We start from the raw sequence: 18,078 nt of genomic DNA on the forward strand, positions 1-18,078 counted from the left end.
AATGTCCCTTGAATTGGAGCGCAGAATTGCGAAGCTCGAGGAGGAAATGGCGGATTTACGTCAGGAGTTGACAGTATTAAAAGGTTCACAAAGCACTGAAAAAATTAATACTCTTGATGCCAGACAGTCGATGATCAAGCAATCAGAACCAATTAAACCAAAACCAGTACTGGAGTCGAAGCCTATCCCGACTATAGTAGCGGAAAAAGAAGTGCAACCACAGCCATCGATGGAGGAACGTGTTATGTGGGCACTTCCAAAAGTATTCATGGTTATTTTAGTAATGGGCGTACTTTGGGGTCTAAAACTTGTCAGTGACTATGGCTATTTATCGGATGGCGTGAAAATCATCCTTGCCTATGTATTATCGGTGGGATTGGCGGTTATTGCCTACGTACTAGAGCGTAGGAAAGTAGGCTCATCGGCTATAACGATTTCTTTATATGGTGGGGCATTTATTGTCGGCATTTTAACAACCGCAGCGAGTGCCATATTATATGAAATCATTGGTCTTATTCCAGCACTAGGCATTACGCTGCTTTATATTGGCTATGGTATTGCCATTAGCTATTTGAAGAAAAATGAAGCACTAACTGTTTTTGTTGCCTTTACATCATTATTACTACCTTACCTACTAGAATATATGGATTTTAGTGCTGTCATTATTTTATTATTTGTGGTTGTATTGTTTGCTGCATTGCAATTAGTTATTTACCAGCACAAGCAAAAATTAGCCCTTTATATCGCCACATTCTTTTCAATGCTAGCAGTGAGTGTTGTAGCATTTATGAATAGTGATCAGCAAGTAGTTTTTGCACTTGGTTTACTTGTGATTCTAGCAATCTTTTATGCAATATGGTGTTTACTGTATAACGCACAATCCAAATGGAAGCCACTTCACATAGGACTCCAATTTTCTTTAGGCTCATTTAGTTTATTACTGCTGAACCTAATCATTCGTTCTCTTGAAAATGGAGAAATGCTACTACTCATTTTAATGGCTTTATTTGGCGCTGTAGCGTTTTATAGCTACCGTCAAAAATGGCAGGAGGTACTGGATAGTGCTGTGACACTTGTGTTTATCACCTTCTGTAATATGATACTTCTATTGAATATTCCGAATAAAGTGGATGATTTATTGTATCCTTTGATTGCATTTGCAGGCGTGATGATGAGCTTACGAATACGTGCAAGTATGATGAAGGTCGTTACTTCACTTTCCCTTGTGATGACATTTACACTAAACTTTATTTTCCATGAACCAAGTCCATTTTTCAGCATCGATCATTTAAGCTTATTTATGCCAATCATCTATTTCATCATTATTTATTTATATGCAAGACGTCCAAAAGAGACACTCTCACCTTTTGAAAAGGTCATGAAGGATTTGTATGTAATCGATATTTTAGCAGTGGTCACAGCTGGCTATTTCTTAGCCTATATTAGCAAGCTAGATGCCGTATACTTTACAGCCGCAAATGGCATTCCATATATGGTGTGTATCGTACTAGCTGTCTTATTTACTGGTTCTTTATTTGTAGAGGAAACTTACAAAGGACGTGCATTAACGCCAGTACTTGGTGCATTTTTCCTACTAGTCTCCTTGATGATCAGCACTAGAGTGTCAATGTTGGAAAGCTTAAACACTATCACTAGATTAATTTATTTAGCAGTGATTGTAGCGATTGTCGCTGATGTGCTTGTAAAAGGAATTATTTATCGATTGTACGAGGACCGTCTGGGGAAATATGTGGACGCTATTGTAAGTACGGGGATCGTGCTCACGATGATTTCCATATGGGGGCTGATCCATCAATTTACGTATAACAACGCCCTTGATTGGAAGCTAAGTATCGCCCTTACATCCATTACATTATTCTTAACAGCTAGTGTTTCACTATGGATTAGTTCCACACATCATTTAAAAACATTGCGCACAACAGGCTTTATTATTTTAGTTATCGCATTTATTAAGCTAATTTTCTTTGACTTATCTGCCCTTGATTTATTGATTAGAGCTGTTCTATTTATTACCATTGGTGGTATTGGGATGCTGTTGTCGGGTAGGTTGTTGAGGAAATAAAAAATGGGTTATTTAGCGTGCTTTATTCATCATCGCACGCTAAATAACCCTAAATTTTTTACGTTTTTAGTTCTTAATATGAATATTCATATTCAGTAGTATAGTCAATTGAACCAGGAGACACTGTAGGGCTACCGCCTGCGCAGGCAGCTTCAAACGTGTCATTGCCAACAATAACAGATTTATGAGTGCTAGAAGAAGTTCTAGCATATATTTTACTCGTACCGCCTGAATTATCATTGATATTGCCTATAGCTAAATCCCCATTGACACAAATGTTTGCATTCCTTCCAAGATTCACTCCCTGATAAATATTGGCACTTCCTTGTACATATATAGTTGAGTTTGAAATTTGATTTATCTGTCCCATCATAAATGATCCACCGATATACATAGTTGAATTGTTTAGATTATCTAAATTTCCATACAAAGTGGTACTTCCCGCAACTTCAATAACAGAGTCGACTATACGACCATTAAACTGATTTACAAAAAGCGCACCACCAACATGTAATTTTACGTTAGTCATTGAATTTAAGTTTTGACCATTCATACTACCAACTATATAGAGTGTTGAGTTGGAACTAGGGTAATTCATATTTGGAACTGTAAGAGTTCCACTTACTCGATAGATGGAGTTATTGAATTTTAACTCATCATTTTGAGAATAAGTAATATTTCCTTTGATTTGGCATTGTTTATTGGATAAATCCGCCCTTGTTCCAGTTGGACAAATATTTAAACTAGTCCCTGGATCAGCAATTGTATTGCCTGTAATAATTGATTCGTCAGATTCATTATTAGTTGTTGGGTCAATCATATTGGAAAAATCAACGGAAATTGTTCCCTTAATTTCTGCATTTTTTGCTTCGTCATGCCCTATACTTGTAAAGTTAATAATAAGTGCATCATCAGCTCGTGAAAATGTTACAGGGGTAACCTCAAAGGAATTTTTAGGATTTGAGTGTACTTTCATTTTAATAGTTTTTTCTTCAGGATCATCTTCTTTATCATCACTTTTTTTTAAAGATAAAACTATATCTGTTAAAACCTCTTCCATATCTTTTATAGCCAAACCTATATAATGTTGATCATCTTGTAATTGCTTTGCTTTAATATCTTCGTTTCTCTGATCTATAATCTTTTTGATAATATTTTCTTGTTTTGTAATAATTTCATTTGTCATAGCATGTTGAAAATAACTTGCGCCCATTTCTGCGATAGATTGGGATTGGAATGTACTTTCCACAATGTTATGTTGTTTTGTTGTATTGGAGGAAATTGCTAGAAATGAGAAGAAAATCACAGTAATTAATATAGATATAATTAATACTAACGCCAATACATAACCATTATTATTATTTAGGACATTCCTCACTATTTTTTATCCTCCTTTAAGCGACTTAATAAAGAATTGATTTCGATTTTATTTTTAGGGTTGCTCTTTTCCTCAATTGTTAAGTGTATATCTGCATCAGTTGTTTTGGGATTTATAGTAAAATCATTTGCTTGGATACACATCTGACTATTTTCAAACACTTCTGTTTTTGTTGTACTTTTGGTAGTGTATTGAACCGATAGGATACAGTTGTTTGAAGTGGCACCATATTCAATAGAACGTTTATGAATAGAGTTTAAACTAGCAATAATAACATTAGCTTCTTGTTGCATTTGATTTTTAGATACAGCTTTCTTTGAATATTCTGTGCCTTGAAAAAATATACTCCATGCTAGAATTGAAATGATAGACAATATAATCACTGTTGCTAACACTTCTACTAAAGTAAGTCCTCTTTCATTATTATTTTTCATAATTTTCACCCTCAGTAAAAGACATAACCATAAGTTTCTGCTACTAAAATATTGTTATTTTTATATATAAAAATACTAATCTGATTGGCTTTTGTGGGTTGTGAATCTAGATCTGGTGTTTTTGTTATTTTAATCTCAGTATAATATTTTGAAGGCTTTGATCTAGTATTAGATGTTTTAATGGTAATCGTATCATCACCATCATATGTAAGCTTGTCATCAGATTTGATAAATGAAAACTTACCATTTGGATTAGCCAACAAAGTATTAAAATCACTCTGTAATGCAGATTGCCAATAAGCTAGCTCTTTTGATGCAAGGTTTACAGCAATTTGTTTATCTTCATTTTGGTTATTTTTTTTACCCATTTGGGGTAGTAAATTAATTACAGAAACCAGTATGATAGCTAGAAGAACGATAGACGCAACAACCTCTATTAGTGAAATACCACGTTCGTTAAATACCTTTTTGGGGCTCATTTCTTCAACACCTTTCCATGATAAAAAAATTGAAGACTAAGTAATGATAGTGCAAATTTATGTATTTAATTAAATTGAAATCTTGTGTGAACTATTAAAATTGGTCTATTCTTCAATAATCTCAATTTGATATTTTGGCTTCGAAGGATAAAATTTTAACTTGATATAAATAGTACGTTCAACTATGAATGGAAAAGATAAATAAGGGTAAATAAATCCTACAGCTTCATTTCACTCAATAAACAGCAAATGGCTTTAATTTTTTAATAATTTACATCCTAATATCATACAACGGGATTACATACTTAAAAATATTTAGATAAAAATTACTATCTAGGATATTATAACAAATTACAGAGTTGTTTCTATAGAATTATAAAACACTTTGTGATTCTATAGAACTACCTTTTGAATTATTTTTGAACTTTTGTATAAAAATCAAAAGTAAAATCGGAATAAAGTTGCATTTTGGTAGTGCCAGAATACCATACTTGTAGTATGATTTGTATATAAATAGAAAAACCACTAAGTTAAATAAAGGATGATGTGGATGAAAACATACATAAAAATAATTAGCTTGTTTTTGGTAATTGTTCTAATTGTGGGATTTTTTGTTCCATCATTTGTGCTAAATGACACAGTTTTTGCTAAAGAAGGTCCTAAATCTTCAACCATTGGGGGTATTGAGATCCATGATGTGAAAACAGTAGATTTAGCAACTACGCTCCAAAATGCAATTTCAGAATGGCAAGAAGCCGAAATGGAAATTGTTAGTGATGGTATAGCCAAAACCATTGACTCGAAACAATTTGTTTTTGATCCATCAGCAGCTATTGCTCAGTACGAAATACTGACAAAAAAGCCTTGGTATGCTTTTTGGCAAAAAGAAAAAGTAGTTCATATTCCCATTCCTGTTACCGTCAATGAAGCGATTACGCAGCAAATAGAAGAAGCAGGTGTTTGGGATACAGATAAAACACTCCAGAAATTAATCTTACAAGCCAGCTATTTGAAGGAGCATAAGGTCGAAGCCGTTATCAATGAAGGTTCCATGCAAACCGGGGAAAGGATTGCCTTTCAGATTGCCGAGCTACCAGCAAATAGTCAAGGAGTAGCAAAAATCATTCCGTTATTAAATGATGTAAATCTAGTTCCAAATCAATCCATCTCGTTGCTTACACTTTTAGGTGAACAGGCTGGGGTTGTCAATGATGCAGGTTTAGATTTTGTGGCATCAATGCTATATAGTGTAATTCTTCAAACGGATTACGAAATTTTAGAAAGACACTCTCAGGAAATAAATCCAAGCTATTTGCAACAGGGAATTGAGGCAGATATCAATGCAGCATTAGCAAAAGACTTACAATTTATTAATCGGTCTGAGCAGCTCGGTAAACTGAAAGCATCTATAGAGGGTAATCAATTAAAGATAGAAGTTTTTGCAGCCGCGAAAGACAAGGACATCACAGTACGTGTTAGTAAGGATAAAATTGTAAAGCCACGCATTATTTATCGCTATTCGAAGGAGTTAAAGGCTGGACAAGAAAGAGTGGAGCAAGAGGGTAAAGAGGGTTCAAGAGTGGAAGTATATCGTTCCATTGTAGAGAACGGAGCAACAGAAGAACAATTCATTAGTAGAGATTATTATGCACCTCAAAATCGAATTGTTACGCGTTCTTCGCAGGAGCCTGTTATTATCACAACGCCTACTCAGAACGTAGGGGCGGGTGCATCAGATCCTGATTTAGAAGTGGATTTAGATGGTAATGGTTTGCCTGATGTGAAACCTTCAAAATCAGAGGAAACAAAGCAAGAAGATGGACCAGAAATTGTCTATGGCTACTATGATAAGGGTGGTAATTTCGTACAAACAAGTCCATAACGATTGGAGGTATGTTTATGGCAATGAAGCCAGGGCGTAAACGTTTAGGGGATTTACTGGTGGAATCAGGTGTTATCACAGCTGACCAGCTTGAGTACGCATTAACTACTAAGATGAAAAATGAGAAGCTTGGAGATTTCCTTATCAAAGAAAATTTCTTAACAGAGCAGCAGCTTATTGAAGTCTTAGAATTCCAGCTTGGTATCCCTCATATCAGCTTGAATCAGTTTTCAATTAGTCCCGAATTATTACAGCTAATTCCAGCGGAGCTGGCAAAGCGGACAAATATTATGCCGATTCGCAAAGAAAAAAATAAATTGTTTATTGCAATGGAAGACCCAATGGATTATTTCGCCATTGAGGAAGTTCGTATGACGACAGGCTGTCAAATCGAGACAAGTATTGCGGCAAAAGATGATTTATATCGGACGATAACAAAATACTATGATTTACAGGAATCAATGGATGCGGCAATGTTGGATTTGGCTGCCACAAGTACGGAAACACAAGAGGAAATAGAGAATGAGGATTCACCTATTGTTCGTTTAGTGAATCAAATTATTGCGAATGGTGTCGCACAGCGCGCTAGTGATATCCATTTTGATCCGCAAGAAACAGAGCTTCGTGTCCGCTATCGGGTAGATGGTGTGCTACGTACTGAGCGATCCTTGCCAAAGCACATGCAAAACGTCGTATTGGCGCGTATTAAAATTATGGGAAATTTAAATATTACAGAAAATCGTATTCCGCAGGATGGACGTATTAAAACCAATGTTAATTTTAGACCTGTCGATATCCGTTTAGCTACACTACCAACAGTTTATGGTGAAAAGGTAGTTATGCGTATTTTAGATTTAACTAATTCAGCCAATGATATTGATAAATTAGGCTTTAGTGCAAGTAATGAAGCACTTTTCAGGAAAATGATAGCCCATCCAAACGGTATGATGCTGATTACTGGACCAACAGGCTCAGGTAAGTCCTCTACGTTATATGCGGCCCTTTCTCATTTAAATGAAGAAGGCGTCAACATAATTACGGTTGAGGACCCAGTGGAATATCAGTTAGATGGTATCAATCAGATTCAAGTAAAAGAGGAAGTCGGCTTAACATTTGCGGTAGGGTTACGCTCAATTTTACGACAGGACCCCGACATTGTAATGGTAGGGGAAATTCGTGATCTTGAAACAGCTCAAATTGCTATCCGTGCTTCACTAACAGGCCATTTAGTATTAAGTACACTGCATACTAACAGTGCCATCGAATCTATCTCACGGCTCCATGACATGGGGATCGAGCCATTTTTATTATCCTCTTCCCTTGTAGGAATCATGGCGCAACGTCTTGTACGAAAAGTTTGTCGTGATTGTGCTGAACCATATATATTCACTTCTCGTGAACTAGAAATACTTGAGGAGAATGGGGTGGAAGGCAAAACACATGGTAAAAAAGGGCGTGGATGTCCTGCCTGCAATCAAACAGGCTACAGAGGACGTATGGCGATTCATGAAATCCTCCCTGTTGATCGCCAAATAAAGGATATGATTTTAAATCGTGTTGGTGATCGCGTCCTCCGTGATTATATGAAAGAAAAAGGCTACCATACCCTATTAGTGGATGGATTACAAAAGGTTGTAGCAGGCCAAACAACCACTTCAGAAATATTACGTGTTGCAACTGCAGACTAGGGGTGAAAAAAATGACAGCATATTCAATCGTTGAATTATTAACACGTGCATTTGAAGAAAAAGCATCTGATCTTCATTTAACAAAAGGTATTCCACCAGTATATCGTATCCATGGGCAACTGGAGCATTATGGCACAATCCCACTTGAAACAGAGGATTTGAAGGCAATGGTAAAGGTCATTCTTCCTGTCCATAAACAACAGGAATTTGAGGATAAGGGAGAAACGGACTTTAACTTTTCATTGCCTGGGAAATGTCGATTCCGTGTCAATGCATACCATCAGCGAAATGAAGTGACGATTGCAGCTCGTTTAATTGAGGCTAAAATTCCTTCTATTGAAGCACTCAATATGCCACAGGTGTTATATAAGCTTGCGGAAAAACCACAAGGCTTAATTTTAGTAACTGGCCCAACAGGCTCAGGGAAATCAACTACCTTGGCAGCAATGATAGATCACATCAATGAAACAAGATCTAAACATATTATTACGTTAGAGGATCCAATTGAATATTTGCATACACATAAAAAGTCTGTCATCAATCAACGTGAGATTGGTGTCGATACAATGAGCTTTGCCAATGGTTTACGTGCATCATTACGTCAAGACCCAGATATTATTTTAGTTGGGGAGATGCGAGATTATGAAACCATTTCAACGGCTATTACGGCTGCTGAAACAGGGCATTTAGTTATGGCTACACTGCATACAAGTAGTGCACCAACGACGATCGACCGTATTATCGATGTATTTCCACCACATCAGCAGAGTCAAATTCGTGTGCAGCTTGCGAATGTACTACAAGGTATTGTTTCTCAGCGTTTATTTGTACGTAAGGATGTAAAAGGGCGTATTGCTGCGACAGAAATTTTAGTACAGGCACCTGCTATTTCAAATTTAATTCGTAACGAAAAAATTCACCAAATTCCAAGTGTGATGCAGACAAGTAAAGCATTGGGTATGCACACATTGGAATATTCCATGCAACACCTAATTACCACAGGTAAGATTTCACTAGAGGATGCAAGACCATATATGAACGCTGGTGATTATAGTTGACGATATTTCGTTATAGTGGTCGGACCAAAACAGGAGCACCTAAAAAGGGCATTATCGAGGCACCGAATAAAAAGGTAGCCATGGAAAAGCTTCGAGCACAAGGAATTAATGCACGAGAACTTCAGGAGTCAAATAGCATTTTACATAAAGATATTGCTTTTGGGACAAAAGTAAAGCACCAGGAATTTGTTATTTATTGTCGACAATATGCGACATTAATTCGTGCTGGCGTTCCTGTGGTTGAAGCGACCCATATTTTGGGTGAGCAAACACGGAGTAAACCACTAAAGCGAGCATTGATGCAGGTTGAAGAGGATATTCGAAATGGTATGGCATTTTCAGATGCAGCAGGCAAACACCCAAAAGTGTTCCCATTGCTATTTGTCAATATGATGCGTGCTGGTGAGGCTACAGGGAACGTCGACGATACATTAGATCGTCTTGCAAGCACACTAGAGAAGCAATACAACATTAAGAAAAAAATTCAATCTGCCATGACCTATCCAGCGATTTTATCGATTTTAACACTAGTGGTTGGTATGTTTTTAATGGTGTTTATTGTGCCAACCTTTATGGATGCATTTAAAGAAATGAATTTGGAAATGCCGTTAATAACGGTCATTGTAGTGGGTATTAGTGATTGGCTCATTCAGTTTTGGTACCTTGTGATTTTAGGGCTATTGGTATTAGTAGTGGGCCTTCACTATTTCTATAAAAATAATAAAGAGTTTCATTATGCCGTCAATGTATTTTTACTGCGTATGCCAATCTTTGGACAGCTTTTGCAAAAGGATATTATCGCGAGAATGACAAGAACCTTGTCAACACTCTTTAGCAGCTCCGTACCAATCTTACAAGCCTTAACAATTGTCGAAAAGGTTGGTGGTAATCCGGTAATGGGGAAAGTAGTACTGGAAGCGCGCGATAATTTAGAAAAGGGTGGCACATTATCAGAGCCACTTGAAAAAAGCTGGCTATTTCCACCGCTTGTAACACAAATGACATCAATTGGCGAGAAAACAGGGTCCTTGGATTACATGCTCGAAAAGATCGCTGATTTTTATGAAGAGGAAGTAAACCGTGCCGTCGATACCATGAAGTCACTCATTGAGCCTTTAATGATTGTGGTACTGGCTCTAGTTGTAGGAGTCATCGTTGCGGCTATATTCTTACCAATGTTCCAACTATATGAAAATATGTAATGTTTACAATATTTATATGGATGCCCTTTTGTTCCGCTTAATGGGAAATATCTACTTAGATTTGCTAACAAAAGGAAGCGGCAAGTAGGTATCTTCATGGTTAAGTATTAAAGGAGAGACTGGACATGGAAATTAGGGTAAAGAACGAAAAGGGCTTGACATTAGTCGAGTTATTGGCAGTCATTGTTATTCTAGCTATCGTTGCTGCCATTGCAATTCCAGCTATAAGTAATGTCATTGATAATTCACGTTATAAGGCATTAAAAGCAGATGCCATTAATGTTATTCATGCCGCGCAGTTTTATTTTATGGAGCATCCAACCGCTGATCAATGGCAAATCGTCGAAGTGGAAAAATTAGTATCTGGCGGTTATTTAGACAGTGCTGGCAAAATATTAGAGGCAGATAAAGAAGGTCAGAGTGCCAATGTCCAATTTATCGAGGGCACCTACTACTTCAATGCGCATGCGATTTATTACAGCAATGGAAAATATATAAATTTTGATAATGCCACCTTACAGCATATTGCAGACGATATTCGTAAAGGCAGCAAGGGAACCGGTGGCAAATGTATTGGGCGAGATTGTGCAGCTTCGCCATAATGTTCAGAAGCGCGTGTACACACACTTCATATAAAACTATTAAGGAGGATTTCAAAATGTTAAAAAAGTGGAAAAATAAAAAACTATTGAAAAATGAGAAAGGTTTAACATTAGTTGAACTATTAGCTGTAATTGTTATTCTAGCAATTATTGCAGCAATCGCTGTACCTGCAATTGGTAATATTATTAATAAGTCGAAGGACCGTGCAATTTTAGCAGAAGCATCAAATATTCTAGCGGGGGCTAAGATTGCTTATATTGATGGGGCGTGTAAAAATGATAAATGTGATAAAGATGCATTAAAATCGTATGTGGATGGTATAGAATTAAATGATACTGTTGTTGAATTAACAAAAGATGGTTGGCAAATTACGTACCCTAGATTAAAGGATATAAAATTAGAAGAATTTAAAGTTACAGATGGAAAATCCCTTGAAAAAGAGATTAATAGTAAATTGGTGAAAGCTGGAGGAGAAAAACCTACAACTACTCCAGATACAACAACGCCATAATCAGTCCTCCTAACCCACTCAGAAGCGCAAGAAAATTTGCGTTTCTGGCTGGGAAATGGATGACTAATTGAAAAAATCATTTATACTGAGTAGGATAAGGAGGTCTTTTCACATGTTTAAGAGAAAAAGAAAGTCGCATGTTTCGATTGAACTGAAGGATTATGTGCTGCGTGCGATTGTGGCGAAAGGACCAGAGCCTAATCAGTGGCAGGGCTATGAATACCCTTTAGCAGCTGGAATCGTTGAAAATGGAACTATTATCGATGAGGTAGCTCTTTTTGAGGTGATTAAAGAGCAAGTAATGAAATGGACAGGGAAAAAACAGGCTGTTCGTATGTTTGTCCCTGATACGACGGTTCTATTGAAAAACTTTGAGCACCCTAAAGATGTAAAGCCTCAGGAATTACGAGGATATGCTGAAATGGAATTGGGACATTCTATTCATTTACCATTTCAAGACCCTTTAATTGATGTGTATGATGCAGATGCCGAGGACGGCAAGGCTATCTTATTTGCTGCACCTTCTGAAGAGATTACGAAACTGGTAGGGATGCTGTTAGATGTTTCATTAGAACCCGAAGCTGCCGATATTCGTGCGCTTTGTAATATACGTTTATTAGAGCACATGTCCTTATTAATGCCTAATAAAACCTATTTAATTGCAGAATGGTCAATTAATGAACTCTCCATCAGTATTTTTTCCAATGGCCAAGTGGAGTTTTTGCGCTATCAAACCATTGAAGTAGATATGACGCAATGGCTGGGAAAGAAAGAGAATGAGTTTAGCTATCAATTTATTTATAATGGTGAATCAGAGAATTATCAAATGGTCGTAATGGATCAGGTTTTAGAGATTGATCGGATGATGAATTTCTTTAAGTTTTCTTTACATAAAGGTGAAAAAACAGTGGATGAAATTATCATGCTTGGCGATAACCCACTATTGAAATCAATTGGGAACTTACTCGCTTCTAATTTAGAACCACCACTAAGGGTTGTCGATGGGAAAAAAATTGAGAAATCGTTTCCGCGCTTTAAGCGAGAATTTTCAACGTTGCTTGGCTTAGCTTTGAAGGAGGTTCGTTAATGGTTCCAGATATAAACCTCTTACCACAACTTGAAAAAAGAACAACCTCTCCCAAGCTTTTTTATAGCTTGGTGATTGTCATTGTGGGACTTATTGTAGCTTATTTACTTTTTTTATTTTTTACATCCAAAAGTGAATTGTCACGATTGACTGCAGAGGAACAGGCATTAACAACACAGCTTGATCAATTGCAGCAAGAGCTAGACGCACGACAAAATGTCGATCAGGGTTCGTTGGAAGATTCAGTAACTTTTATACAAAGCGTTTCTTATCCTGTAACACCGTTAATTGATGAAACAAAAACTTTATTACCAACTCAATCCTATTTACGTAGCTATGTTTTCGGAGAGAACTCGGTGAATATTGAAGTGGATTTTGAAACGATGACAGATATATCGAAATATGTGGAGCGACTTTTAATGAGTAGCTATTTTACAGATGCTCAAATTAACACTGTCTCAAACTTTGAAATAGAGCTAGGTGAACAAAGGGTGTTAACACCCCAACAAAAATTTAAAGAAGTACCGCGATATTCAGTGTCCATTACAGCGACAATCGATTTTATGTATTTAGCTGGAGGACGACGCTCATGAATAAATTAACGAGTAGTAAAAATTCGTCTATGATCTTGTTACTTGCGCTGATAGCTGCTATTTTATTTGCGCTGTATTATTATTTGCTTTCACCAAAATTGGATGAAGTGAATGAAAAAGAGAGTAATGTATTGCAGGTGCAGCAAGAATTAGCTAGTGTCAAAGAACAACTAGCACAATTAGACAAAGAGCAGGGACAGCCTACTATCAATATATTAGCCTTAAGACAAAAGCTACCTGTAACAAGAGCCGTTGAAAAGATTATTCTTGATTTAGCTGAGATTGAAGAGGTGACAGGAACTCGTGTACTGTCTTTAACTGTTCAAGGTGAGGACGGCACTGTGACACCTTCAGATGAATCGAATGATCTTAATATGTTGGAGCAGGCTGAAGCAGAGGTCAATGGTGATCAGGAGAACAAGGAGACTACTACACCGATTGCATCTCTTTCGAAGGACTCTTTACCAACTAATTTAAAGCTTGTTACTTTTATATTAGAGGTGGGTGCGCTTGATTTTAATTCTCTTGAAAGCTTTTTACAGGAGGTTGAACAATTAGAGCGTATCATGAAAACCGATAAGATTGAATTTAAATTGCCTGGAGAGCAGGCACAGCTTGAGAAAGATGCAGATCTTACGTTAAAGGCAACAGTGCAAGTGACGACGTTCTACTACGAAGAACAACAATAACTTTATTGATAGGCGCACCATACTTCATTTGTATGGGCGCCTATTGGTTTAGGAGGACATAAAATTGGAAATGGCTTATACGATCTTTATTTTTTTATTTGGACTTGTCTTTGGCTCTTTTTATAATGTAGTTGGCTTACGTGTACCACAGAAGGAGTCGATTGTACATCCTCCTTCACATTGTCCAAAATGTCAGAGACGACTGACGGCGCTTGATTTAGTACCAGTTTTGTCTTATGTATTGTTAGGAGGAAAATGTCGGGGTTGTGGCAATAAAATTTCTTGGGTTTACCCAGTCATAGAATTAATGACAGGTGTATTATTTGCCTTTGCTTATTGGCAGCTAGGCTGGGGCATAGAATTGATAGTAGCACTCTTTTTTATCTCTTTATTAATTATTATCGTTGTATCAGATTTAGCCTATATGCTAATTCCAGATAAGGTGTTAGTATTCTTTTTACCTTTGCTAGCTATTGGACGAGTGCTGTCACCATTAACACCGTGGTGGGACTCTCTTGTGGGTGCTGTGGTTGGCTTTGGCATATTATATATCATTGCTGTGCTATCAAACGGTGGCATGGGTGGAGGCGATATTAAATTATTCTTTTTAATTGGTCTCGTTCTGGGTACGATTGATACACTGTTAACGCTATTTTTAGCTGCAGTTATTGGTATGATTGTCGGGATTACCATGTTATCGAAAAACAAACAGGGGAGAAAAACACCCATTCCGTTTGGGCCATCTATTGCATTGGCCGCAGTTATTGTTTATTTCTATGGCGATGTATTAATTCATTGGTATCTAGGCTTTTGGTAATTGTGAAATTTTCAAGAATGTGGAGGGAAGCAAGTGAAACCGATTATTGGTATTACAGCCTTTGTAGAGGATGATTTATCCTCTCGATTAAATGTTGCTTACAGTAAAAGTATCATTGAAGCAGGTGGAATTCCACTGATTATTCCAATTGGAGTAGAAGAAGAGGCAGCCCAGATTTTAGCCCTCACAGACGGTTTATTATTATCTGGTGGTCATGATGTGCATCCATTTCTATTCGGGGCTGAGCCTTCATTAAAGCTTGGAAAAATTCACCCAGCGCGAGATACGATTGAGTTAGCATTGATTGAAGCCGCATTCCAACGTAAGATGCCTATTTTCGGGATCTGTCGAGGAATTCAAATACTAAATGTTGCATTAGGTGGTACCTTATATCAGGATATTGATAGTGATCACTTTAGTACCAAGTTACTCCAACATATGCAGCAATCAGGTCGAACTGTAGCTACCCATACTGTACAGGTTATTGCTGACAATCTATTAGCGACTATCGTTGAACAAGAGAAAATAGCAGTGAATTCATTTCATCATCAAGCGGTGAATGTTTTAGCAGAAAAATTAAAAGTAGCGGCAAAATCTAACGACGGTATTATCGAAGCGGTAGTTCATGAGGAGATGCCATTTTGCTTAGCTGTTCAGTGGCATCCTGAGGAACTAGCCATAGCAGGAGATGAGAGTGCTCAAAAGCTATTTTCAGCCTTTATTGAAGCGAGCATAAAATTTAAGAAGGAAGCTTAGAAGAGGCATTGTACAAAGAATCCAATCGTATGTGGATTCTTTTTTTGCGTAAAAAAGAGGATACATGCTCTTAGAAGGAACATAATCCTCAAAATCTGCTTTAATCGTTAATGTACACGTCTATAAAGACCTACAACTTGTCCTAAAATAGAAACTTGATCGACAATAATTGGTTCCATAGAAGAATTTTCAGGCTGTAAACGGAAATGGTTTTTCTCTTTAAAGAAACGTTTTACAGTTGCTTCATCCTCAGCTGTCATAGCTACAACAATATCCCCATTATTAGCTGTTGCCTTTTGTTTTACAATGACTAAATCTCCATCTAAAATCCCAGCTTCAATCATTGATTCCCCCATGATTTCTAGCATGAACAATTGATCTTCACTTGTGCCATACGTATCGGGTAATGGGAAGTATTCTTCAATATTTTCAATTGCTGTAATTGGAGAACCAGCTGTAACCTTCCCGACAAGTGGGACATGGATCACCTGTTGTTTTTGAATGGATTCTTCAGGCTCTAAAATTTCAATTGCACGTGGCTTTGTTGGATCTCGACGAATAAAGCCTTTTTGTTCTAATCGAGCTAAATGTCCATGAACAGTTGAACTGGAAGCAAGTCCAACTGCTTCACCAATTTCACGTACTGATGGCGGATATCCTTTAGCTCGTACCTCTTCCTTAATGAAAGCTAAAATGTCCTCTTGTCTTTTCGAAACTTTTTTCATGAGTGCTCACCTCTTTTTTCTAAAATCATTCTTCTTATTTGATAGTATAACAGAATGCGAACATGTATGCAAACATAGGTTCGAAAAGTGTTTGACAAAAACGTTTGTTCGCTTTATTATGGGAACATACATTCCGAACAAACATTCTTAAAAAGGGGTAATGATTATGACATGGTTGAAGAAAAACACACATATCTCAATTTTAATAGGAGCTTGTTTATTATTTGCAGCATACCTTTACATTACTGATCCAGGAAAAGTTAGTTACGCAGAAATTAAAATCGAACATGGGGATAGCTTGTGGTCGTTAGCCGAGCAATATCGTGGTAAAATGAGTACTGATGATTGGATAAAGCTTGTAAAAACTGAAAATGAACTAGCAGATATTAAAATTGTAGCGGGAAAATCTCTAGTTATTCCTGTAGTGAGTGATCAAGCCAGTCCCATCAATACTATCGAAATTGCGAGAAATGAACAATGATAAATAATCAACTATCGGCTGTTGTCTATTGTCGCGTAAGTACTGAAAAAGAAACACAAAGCTCCTCATTAGAGCGCCAGCAGGAAGAGTTGCTGCGCTATGCTAAAGAGCAAGGCTATGCGGTGAAGGGCGTGTTTAAAGATCAACATAGTGGCTATGATGTAGAACGTGAAGGCTTGCTAGAAATGCTTGATTTTATAAAAGATAAGAACATTAATGCTCTTTTTGTCCAAGATGAAACTCGTTTAGGACGAGGCAATGCAAGGATGGCTGTATTACATTTATTACAAAAGTCAGCAACTGATGTTTTTTCTATGCGTGATGCAGGCCCAGTCCAATTAAATGAAATGGATACGATGCTGCTTGAAATTTTAGCAATTGTAGAGGAATATCAGCGTAGAATCCATAATGCTAAAATTCGACGAGGAATGCGACGTGCTGTAGAAAACGGTTATCGTCCAGAAAATAATTTATCGAATCGAGGTAATCCTCAGGGGCAGGAGCGAAAAGATCTACCTGTAGAGGAAATTGTGAAGCTACGCAAACGTGGATTTACCTTTGAAGAAATTTCTATAACGCTTAGAGGGTTAGGCTTTGAGGTAAGTAAGGCGACTGTACATCGTCGTTTCCAAGAGCACCAAGAAAGATTAGCAGGAAAATAATATTCCTGCTAATTTTTTTTGTAAAAAACTACTGAAGGGAAGAAAAGCTTTCGATGATAACATGATTTGGCAGTTGGAAAGGGTGCTCTTTATTTATTCGGTCATAAAACATGATGCCATTTAAATGATCGATTTCATGCTGTACAACGATGGCCCCGTAGCCCTGTAACTGTACAATGATATCATGTCCATCGATGTTGTAGGCTTTGACTTTAATTCTCTCATATCTCGGTACAAAACCAGGAACAGGTCGATTTACAGATAGACAGCCTTCTCCCTCCGGTAGATAAATCATATTAAGGGAATGACTCATTATTATAGGGTTAATCAGCATCATTTCTTGGTCATCAAAGAGTACAGCAAACATTCGTTTATCTACGCCAATTTGATTAGCAGATAGTCCACTTCCAGGCCGAAGCTTATATTTTTTTGCTAGCGTTTGATTTTGGCTATTTTTCAGATATTGTAGCATGGCTAGGAGGGTATTTCGGTCTTCATTGGTCACTGGTCTCGACACTTCTTGAGTTTCTTTTCTTAAAATTGCCGAGTGTTCTTTCACAAAATCCTTCATTGTAATCATATAATCTGGGTGAAATTTAGTCAGAGATAAACACCTCATCAATACGGCTATTAAGAACCTTAGCAATCTTAAAAGCTAATTCAAGGGTCGGATCATATTTATCATTTTCAATATTATTAATCGTCTGTCTCACAACTCCACATTCTTTTGCAAGTGACGCTTGTGTTATGCCTAATTTTCTTCCTAAAATTTTGATGATGTTCTTCAGAATTATCCCTCCATTTTGTCCAAAGTATTAGACATTTATATCCATCCCCCTAAGAATACAGATATTAGACTATTTGATTCCTATGCTAGTATGAAAAAAGTAAAGACACTTTTGCAGAAGGATTGATTGGAGTGGAGCCAGCGTCACTCCTAGGGGATTTAG

20 protein-coding genes are annotated in these 18,078 nt (G+C 37.1%); 14 read left to right on the plus strand and 6 right to left on the minus strand.

The genetic code is table 11. The features are described from left to right. Position 1: 1 nt before the first annotated feature. A complete protein-coding gene (locus tag B3D98_RS15395; protein WP_288584066.1) occupies positions 2–2,083 on the plus strand; it encodes a DUF2339 domain-containing protein in 2,082 nt (693 codons plus the stop codon). 73 nt (positions 2,084–2,156) lie between these two features. Here B3D98_RS15395 and B3D98_RS15400 read toward each other — a convergent pair whose 3' ends face one another. The 3 genes from B3D98_RS15400 to B3D98_RS15410 are packed head-to-tail and all read right to left on the minus strand — an operon-like array spanning position 2,157 to position 4,374. Next, entirely contained in the window at positions 2,157–3,461 is a 1,305-nt protein-coding gene (locus tag B3D98_RS15400) for a hypothetical protein (protein WP_288584068.1), read from the minus strand. Further along, a complete protein-coding gene (locus B3D98_RS15405) occupies positions 3,461–3,895 on the minus strand; it encodes a prepilin-type N-terminal cleavage/methylation domain-containing protein (protein ID WP_066036581.1) in 435 nt (144 codons plus the stop codon). The genes B3D98_RS15400 and B3D98_RS15405 overlap by 1 nt, the downstream gene beginning before the upstream one ends. Before the next feature lie 11 nt (positions 3,896–3,906). Then, entirely contained in the window at positions 3,907–4,374 is a 468-nt protein-coding gene (locus B3D98_RS15410) for a type IV pilus modification PilV family protein (protein WP_066036582.1), read from the minus strand. 550 nt (positions 4,375–4,924) lie between these two features. Here B3D98_RS15410 and B3D98_RS15415 point away from each other — a divergent pair. The 11 genes from B3D98_RS15415 to B3D98_RS15465 all read left to right on the plus strand — a co-directional run bounded on the left by B3D98_RS15415 (position 4,925) and on the right by B3D98_RS15465 (position 15,260). Continuing rightward, the gene (locus tag B3D98_RS15415; RefSeq protein WP_259950917.1) at positions 4,925–6,256 is read left to right on the plus strand and encodes a G5 domain-containing protein; all 1,332 of its coding nucleotides are present in this window, start codon (positions 4,925–4,927) and stop codon (positions 6,254–6,256) included. Between the two features lie 17 nt (positions 6,257–6,273). Then, complete coding sequence (locus B3D98_RS15420) at positions 6,274–7,944, plus strand: GspE/PulE family protein (RefSeq protein ID WP_374805857.1); 1,671 nt, start codon at positions 6,274–6,276, stop codon at positions 7,942–7,944. Between the two features lie 11 nt (positions 7,945–7,955). Next, the gene (locus B3D98_RS15425; RefSeq protein ID WP_048391346.1) at positions 7,956–9,002 is read left to right on the plus strand and encodes a type IV pilus twitching motility protein PilT; all 1,047 of its coding nucleotides are present in this window, start codon (positions 7,956–7,958) and stop codon (positions 9,000–9,002) included. Next, positions 8,999–10,204, plus strand: a complete 1,206-nt coding sequence (locus B3D98_RS15430) for a type II secretion system F family protein (protein ID WP_115673524.1) — start codon at positions 8,999–9,001, stop codon at positions 10,202–10,204. The genes B3D98_RS15425 and B3D98_RS15430 overlap by 4 nt, the downstream gene beginning before the upstream one ends. A 125-nt stretch (positions 10,205–10,329) precedes the next feature. Continuing rightward, on the plus strand, positions 10,330–10,806 hold the full coding sequence (locus B3D98_RS15435; RefSeq protein ID WP_048391344.1) for a prepilin-type N-terminal cleavage/methylation domain-containing protein: 477 nt from the start codon (positions 10,330–10,332) through the stop codon (positions 10,804–10,806). A 56-nt stretch (positions 10,807–10,862) separates the two neighbouring features. Next, positions 10,863–11,318 (plus strand): prepilin-type N-terminal cleavage/methylation domain-containing protein, encoded by a 456-nt coding sequence (locus B3D98_RS15440; RefSeq protein WP_288584070.1) that lies wholly within the window; start codon positions 10,863–10,865, stop codon positions 11,316–11,318. A gap of 112 nt (positions 11,319–11,430) precedes the next feature. Continuing rightward, a complete protein-coding gene (gene pilM, locus B3D98_RS15445; protein ID WP_066036585.1) occupies positions 11,431–12,405 on the plus strand; it encodes a type IV pilus biogenesis protein PilM in 975 nt (324 codons plus the stop codon). Further along, on the plus strand, positions 12,405–12,998 hold the full coding sequence (locus B3D98_RS15450) for a PilN domain-containing protein (RefSeq protein ID WP_202341607.1): 594 nt from the start codon (positions 12,405–12,407) through the stop codon (positions 12,996–12,998). The genes pilM and B3D98_RS15450 overlap by 1 nt, the downstream gene beginning before the upstream one ends. After that, complete coding sequence (locus tag B3D98_RS15455; RefSeq protein WP_054550589.1) at positions 12,995–13,687, plus strand: hypothetical protein; 693 nt, start codon at positions 12,995–12,997, stop codon at positions 13,685–13,687. Before B3D98_RS15450 ends, B3D98_RS15455 begins: the two co-directional genes overlap by 4 nt. Positions 13,688–13,751: 64 nt before the next feature. Further along, positions 13,752–14,504: a prepilin peptidase gene (locus B3D98_RS15460; protein WP_115673521.1), complete on the plus strand. Its 753-nt coding sequence runs from the start codon at positions 13,752–13,754 to the stop codon at positions 14,502–14,504. Between the two features lie 33 nt (positions 14,505–14,537). Continuing rightward, entirely contained in the window at positions 14,538–15,260 is a 723-nt protein-coding gene (locus B3D98_RS15465; protein WP_054550591.1) for a gamma-glutamyl-gamma-aminobutyrate hydrolase family protein, read from the plus strand. A gap of 107 nt (positions 15,261–15,367) precedes the next feature. On the opposite strand, the gene lexA is transcribed toward B3D98_RS15465, so the two are convergent. After that, on the minus strand, positions 15,368–15,985 hold the full coding sequence (gene lexA, locus B3D98_RS15470) for a transcriptional repressor LexA (RefSeq protein WP_004232118.1): 618 nt from the start codon (positions 15,983–15,985) through the stop codon (positions 15,368–15,370). A gap of 166 nt (positions 15,986–16,151) precedes the next feature. Between lexA and yneA the strand changes: the two genes are divergently transcribed. Beyond that, entirely contained in the window at positions 16,152–16,466 is a 315-nt protein-coding gene (gene yneA, locus B3D98_RS15475; RefSeq protein ID WP_288584077.1) for a cell division suppressor protein YneA, read from the plus strand. Then, positions 16,463–17,128, plus strand: coding sequence for a YneB family resolvase-like protein (locus B3D98_RS15480; RefSeq protein ID WP_004232122.1), 666 nt, complete (start codon positions 16,463–16,465; stop codon positions 17,126–17,128). Before yneA ends, B3D98_RS15480 begins: the two co-directional genes overlap by 4 nt. 28 nt (positions 17,129–17,156) lie before the next feature. Here B3D98_RS15480 and def read toward each other — a convergent pair whose 3' ends face one another. Further along, a complete protein-coding gene (gene def, locus B3D98_RS15485) occupies positions 17,157–17,732 on the minus strand; it encodes a peptide deformylase (RefSeq protein WP_288584083.1) in 576 nt (191 codons plus the stop codon). Next, a complete protein-coding gene (locus tag B3D98_RS15490) occupies positions 17,725–17,916 on the minus strand; it encodes a helix-turn-helix transcriptional regulator (RefSeq protein WP_288584085.1) in 192 nt (63 codons plus the stop codon). Before B3D98_RS15490 ends, def begins: the two co-directional genes overlap by 8 nt. Positions 17,917–18,078 lie beyond the last annotated feature (162 nt).

The sequence above is a fragment of the Lysinibacillus sp. UBA5994 genome, assembly GCF_002429725.1.
Taxonomy (GTDB): domain Bacteria; phylum Bacillota; class Bacilli; order Bacillales_A; family Planococcaceae; genus Lysinibacillus; species Lysinibacillus capsici.

Bases quoted from the DNA above. Each gene is read 5' to 3' on its own strand.
- B3D98_RS15455 (WP_054550589.1), top strand. From the start codon at position 12,995: ATGAATAAATTAACGAGTAGTAAAAATTCGTCTATGATCTTGTTACTT.
- pilM (WP_066036585.1), top strand. From the start codon at position 11,431: ATGTTTAAGAGAAAAAGAAAGTCGCATGTTTCGATTGAACTGAAGGAT.
- B3D98_RS15425 (WP_048391346.1), top strand. From the start codon at position 7,956: ATGACAGCATATTCAATCGTTGAATTATTAACACGTGCATTTGAAGAA.
- B3D98_RS15435 (WP_048391344.1), top strand. From the start codon at position 10,330: ATGGAAATTAGGGTAAAGAACGAAAAGGGCTTGACATTAGTCGAGTTA.
- yneA (WP_288584077.1), top strand. From the start codon at position 16,152: ATGACATGGTTGAAGAAAAACACACATATCTCAATTTTAATAGGAGCT.
- B3D98_RS15450 (WP_202341607.1), top strand. From the start codon at position 12,405: ATGGTTCCAGATATAAACCTCTTACCACAACTTGAAAAAAGAACAACC.
- B3D98_RS15410 (WP_066036582.1), bottom strand. From the start codon at position 4,374: ATGAGCCCCAAAAAGGTATTTAACGAACGTGGTATTTCACTAATAGAG.
- lexA (WP_004232118.1), bottom strand. From the start codon at position 15,985: ATGAAAAAAGTTTCGAAAAGACAAGAGGACATTTTAGCTTTCATTAAG.
- B3D98_RS15440 (WP_288584070.1), top strand. From the start codon at position 10,863: ATGTTAAAAAAGTGGAAAAATAAAAAACTATTGAAAAATGAGAAAGGT.
- B3D98_RS15480 (WP_004232122.1), top strand. From the start codon at position 16,463: ATGATAAATAATCAACTATCGGCTGTTGTCTATTGTCGCGTAAGTACT.
- B3D98_RS15395 (WP_288584066.1), top strand. From the start codon at position 2: ATGTCCCTTGAATTGGAGCGCAGAATTGCGAAGCTCGAGGAGGAAATG.
- B3D98_RS15420 (WP_374805857.1), top strand. From the start codon at position 6,274: ATGGCAATGAAGCCAGGGCGTAAACGTTTAGGGGATTTACTGGTGGAA.
- B3D98_RS15405 (WP_066036581.1), bottom strand. From the start codon at position 3,895: ATGAAAAATAATAATGAAAGAGGACTTACTTTAGTAGAAGTGTTAGCA.
- B3D98_RS15415 (WP_259950917.1), top strand. From the start codon at position 4,925: ATGAAAACATACATAAAAATAATTAGCTTGTTTTTGGTAATTGTTCTA.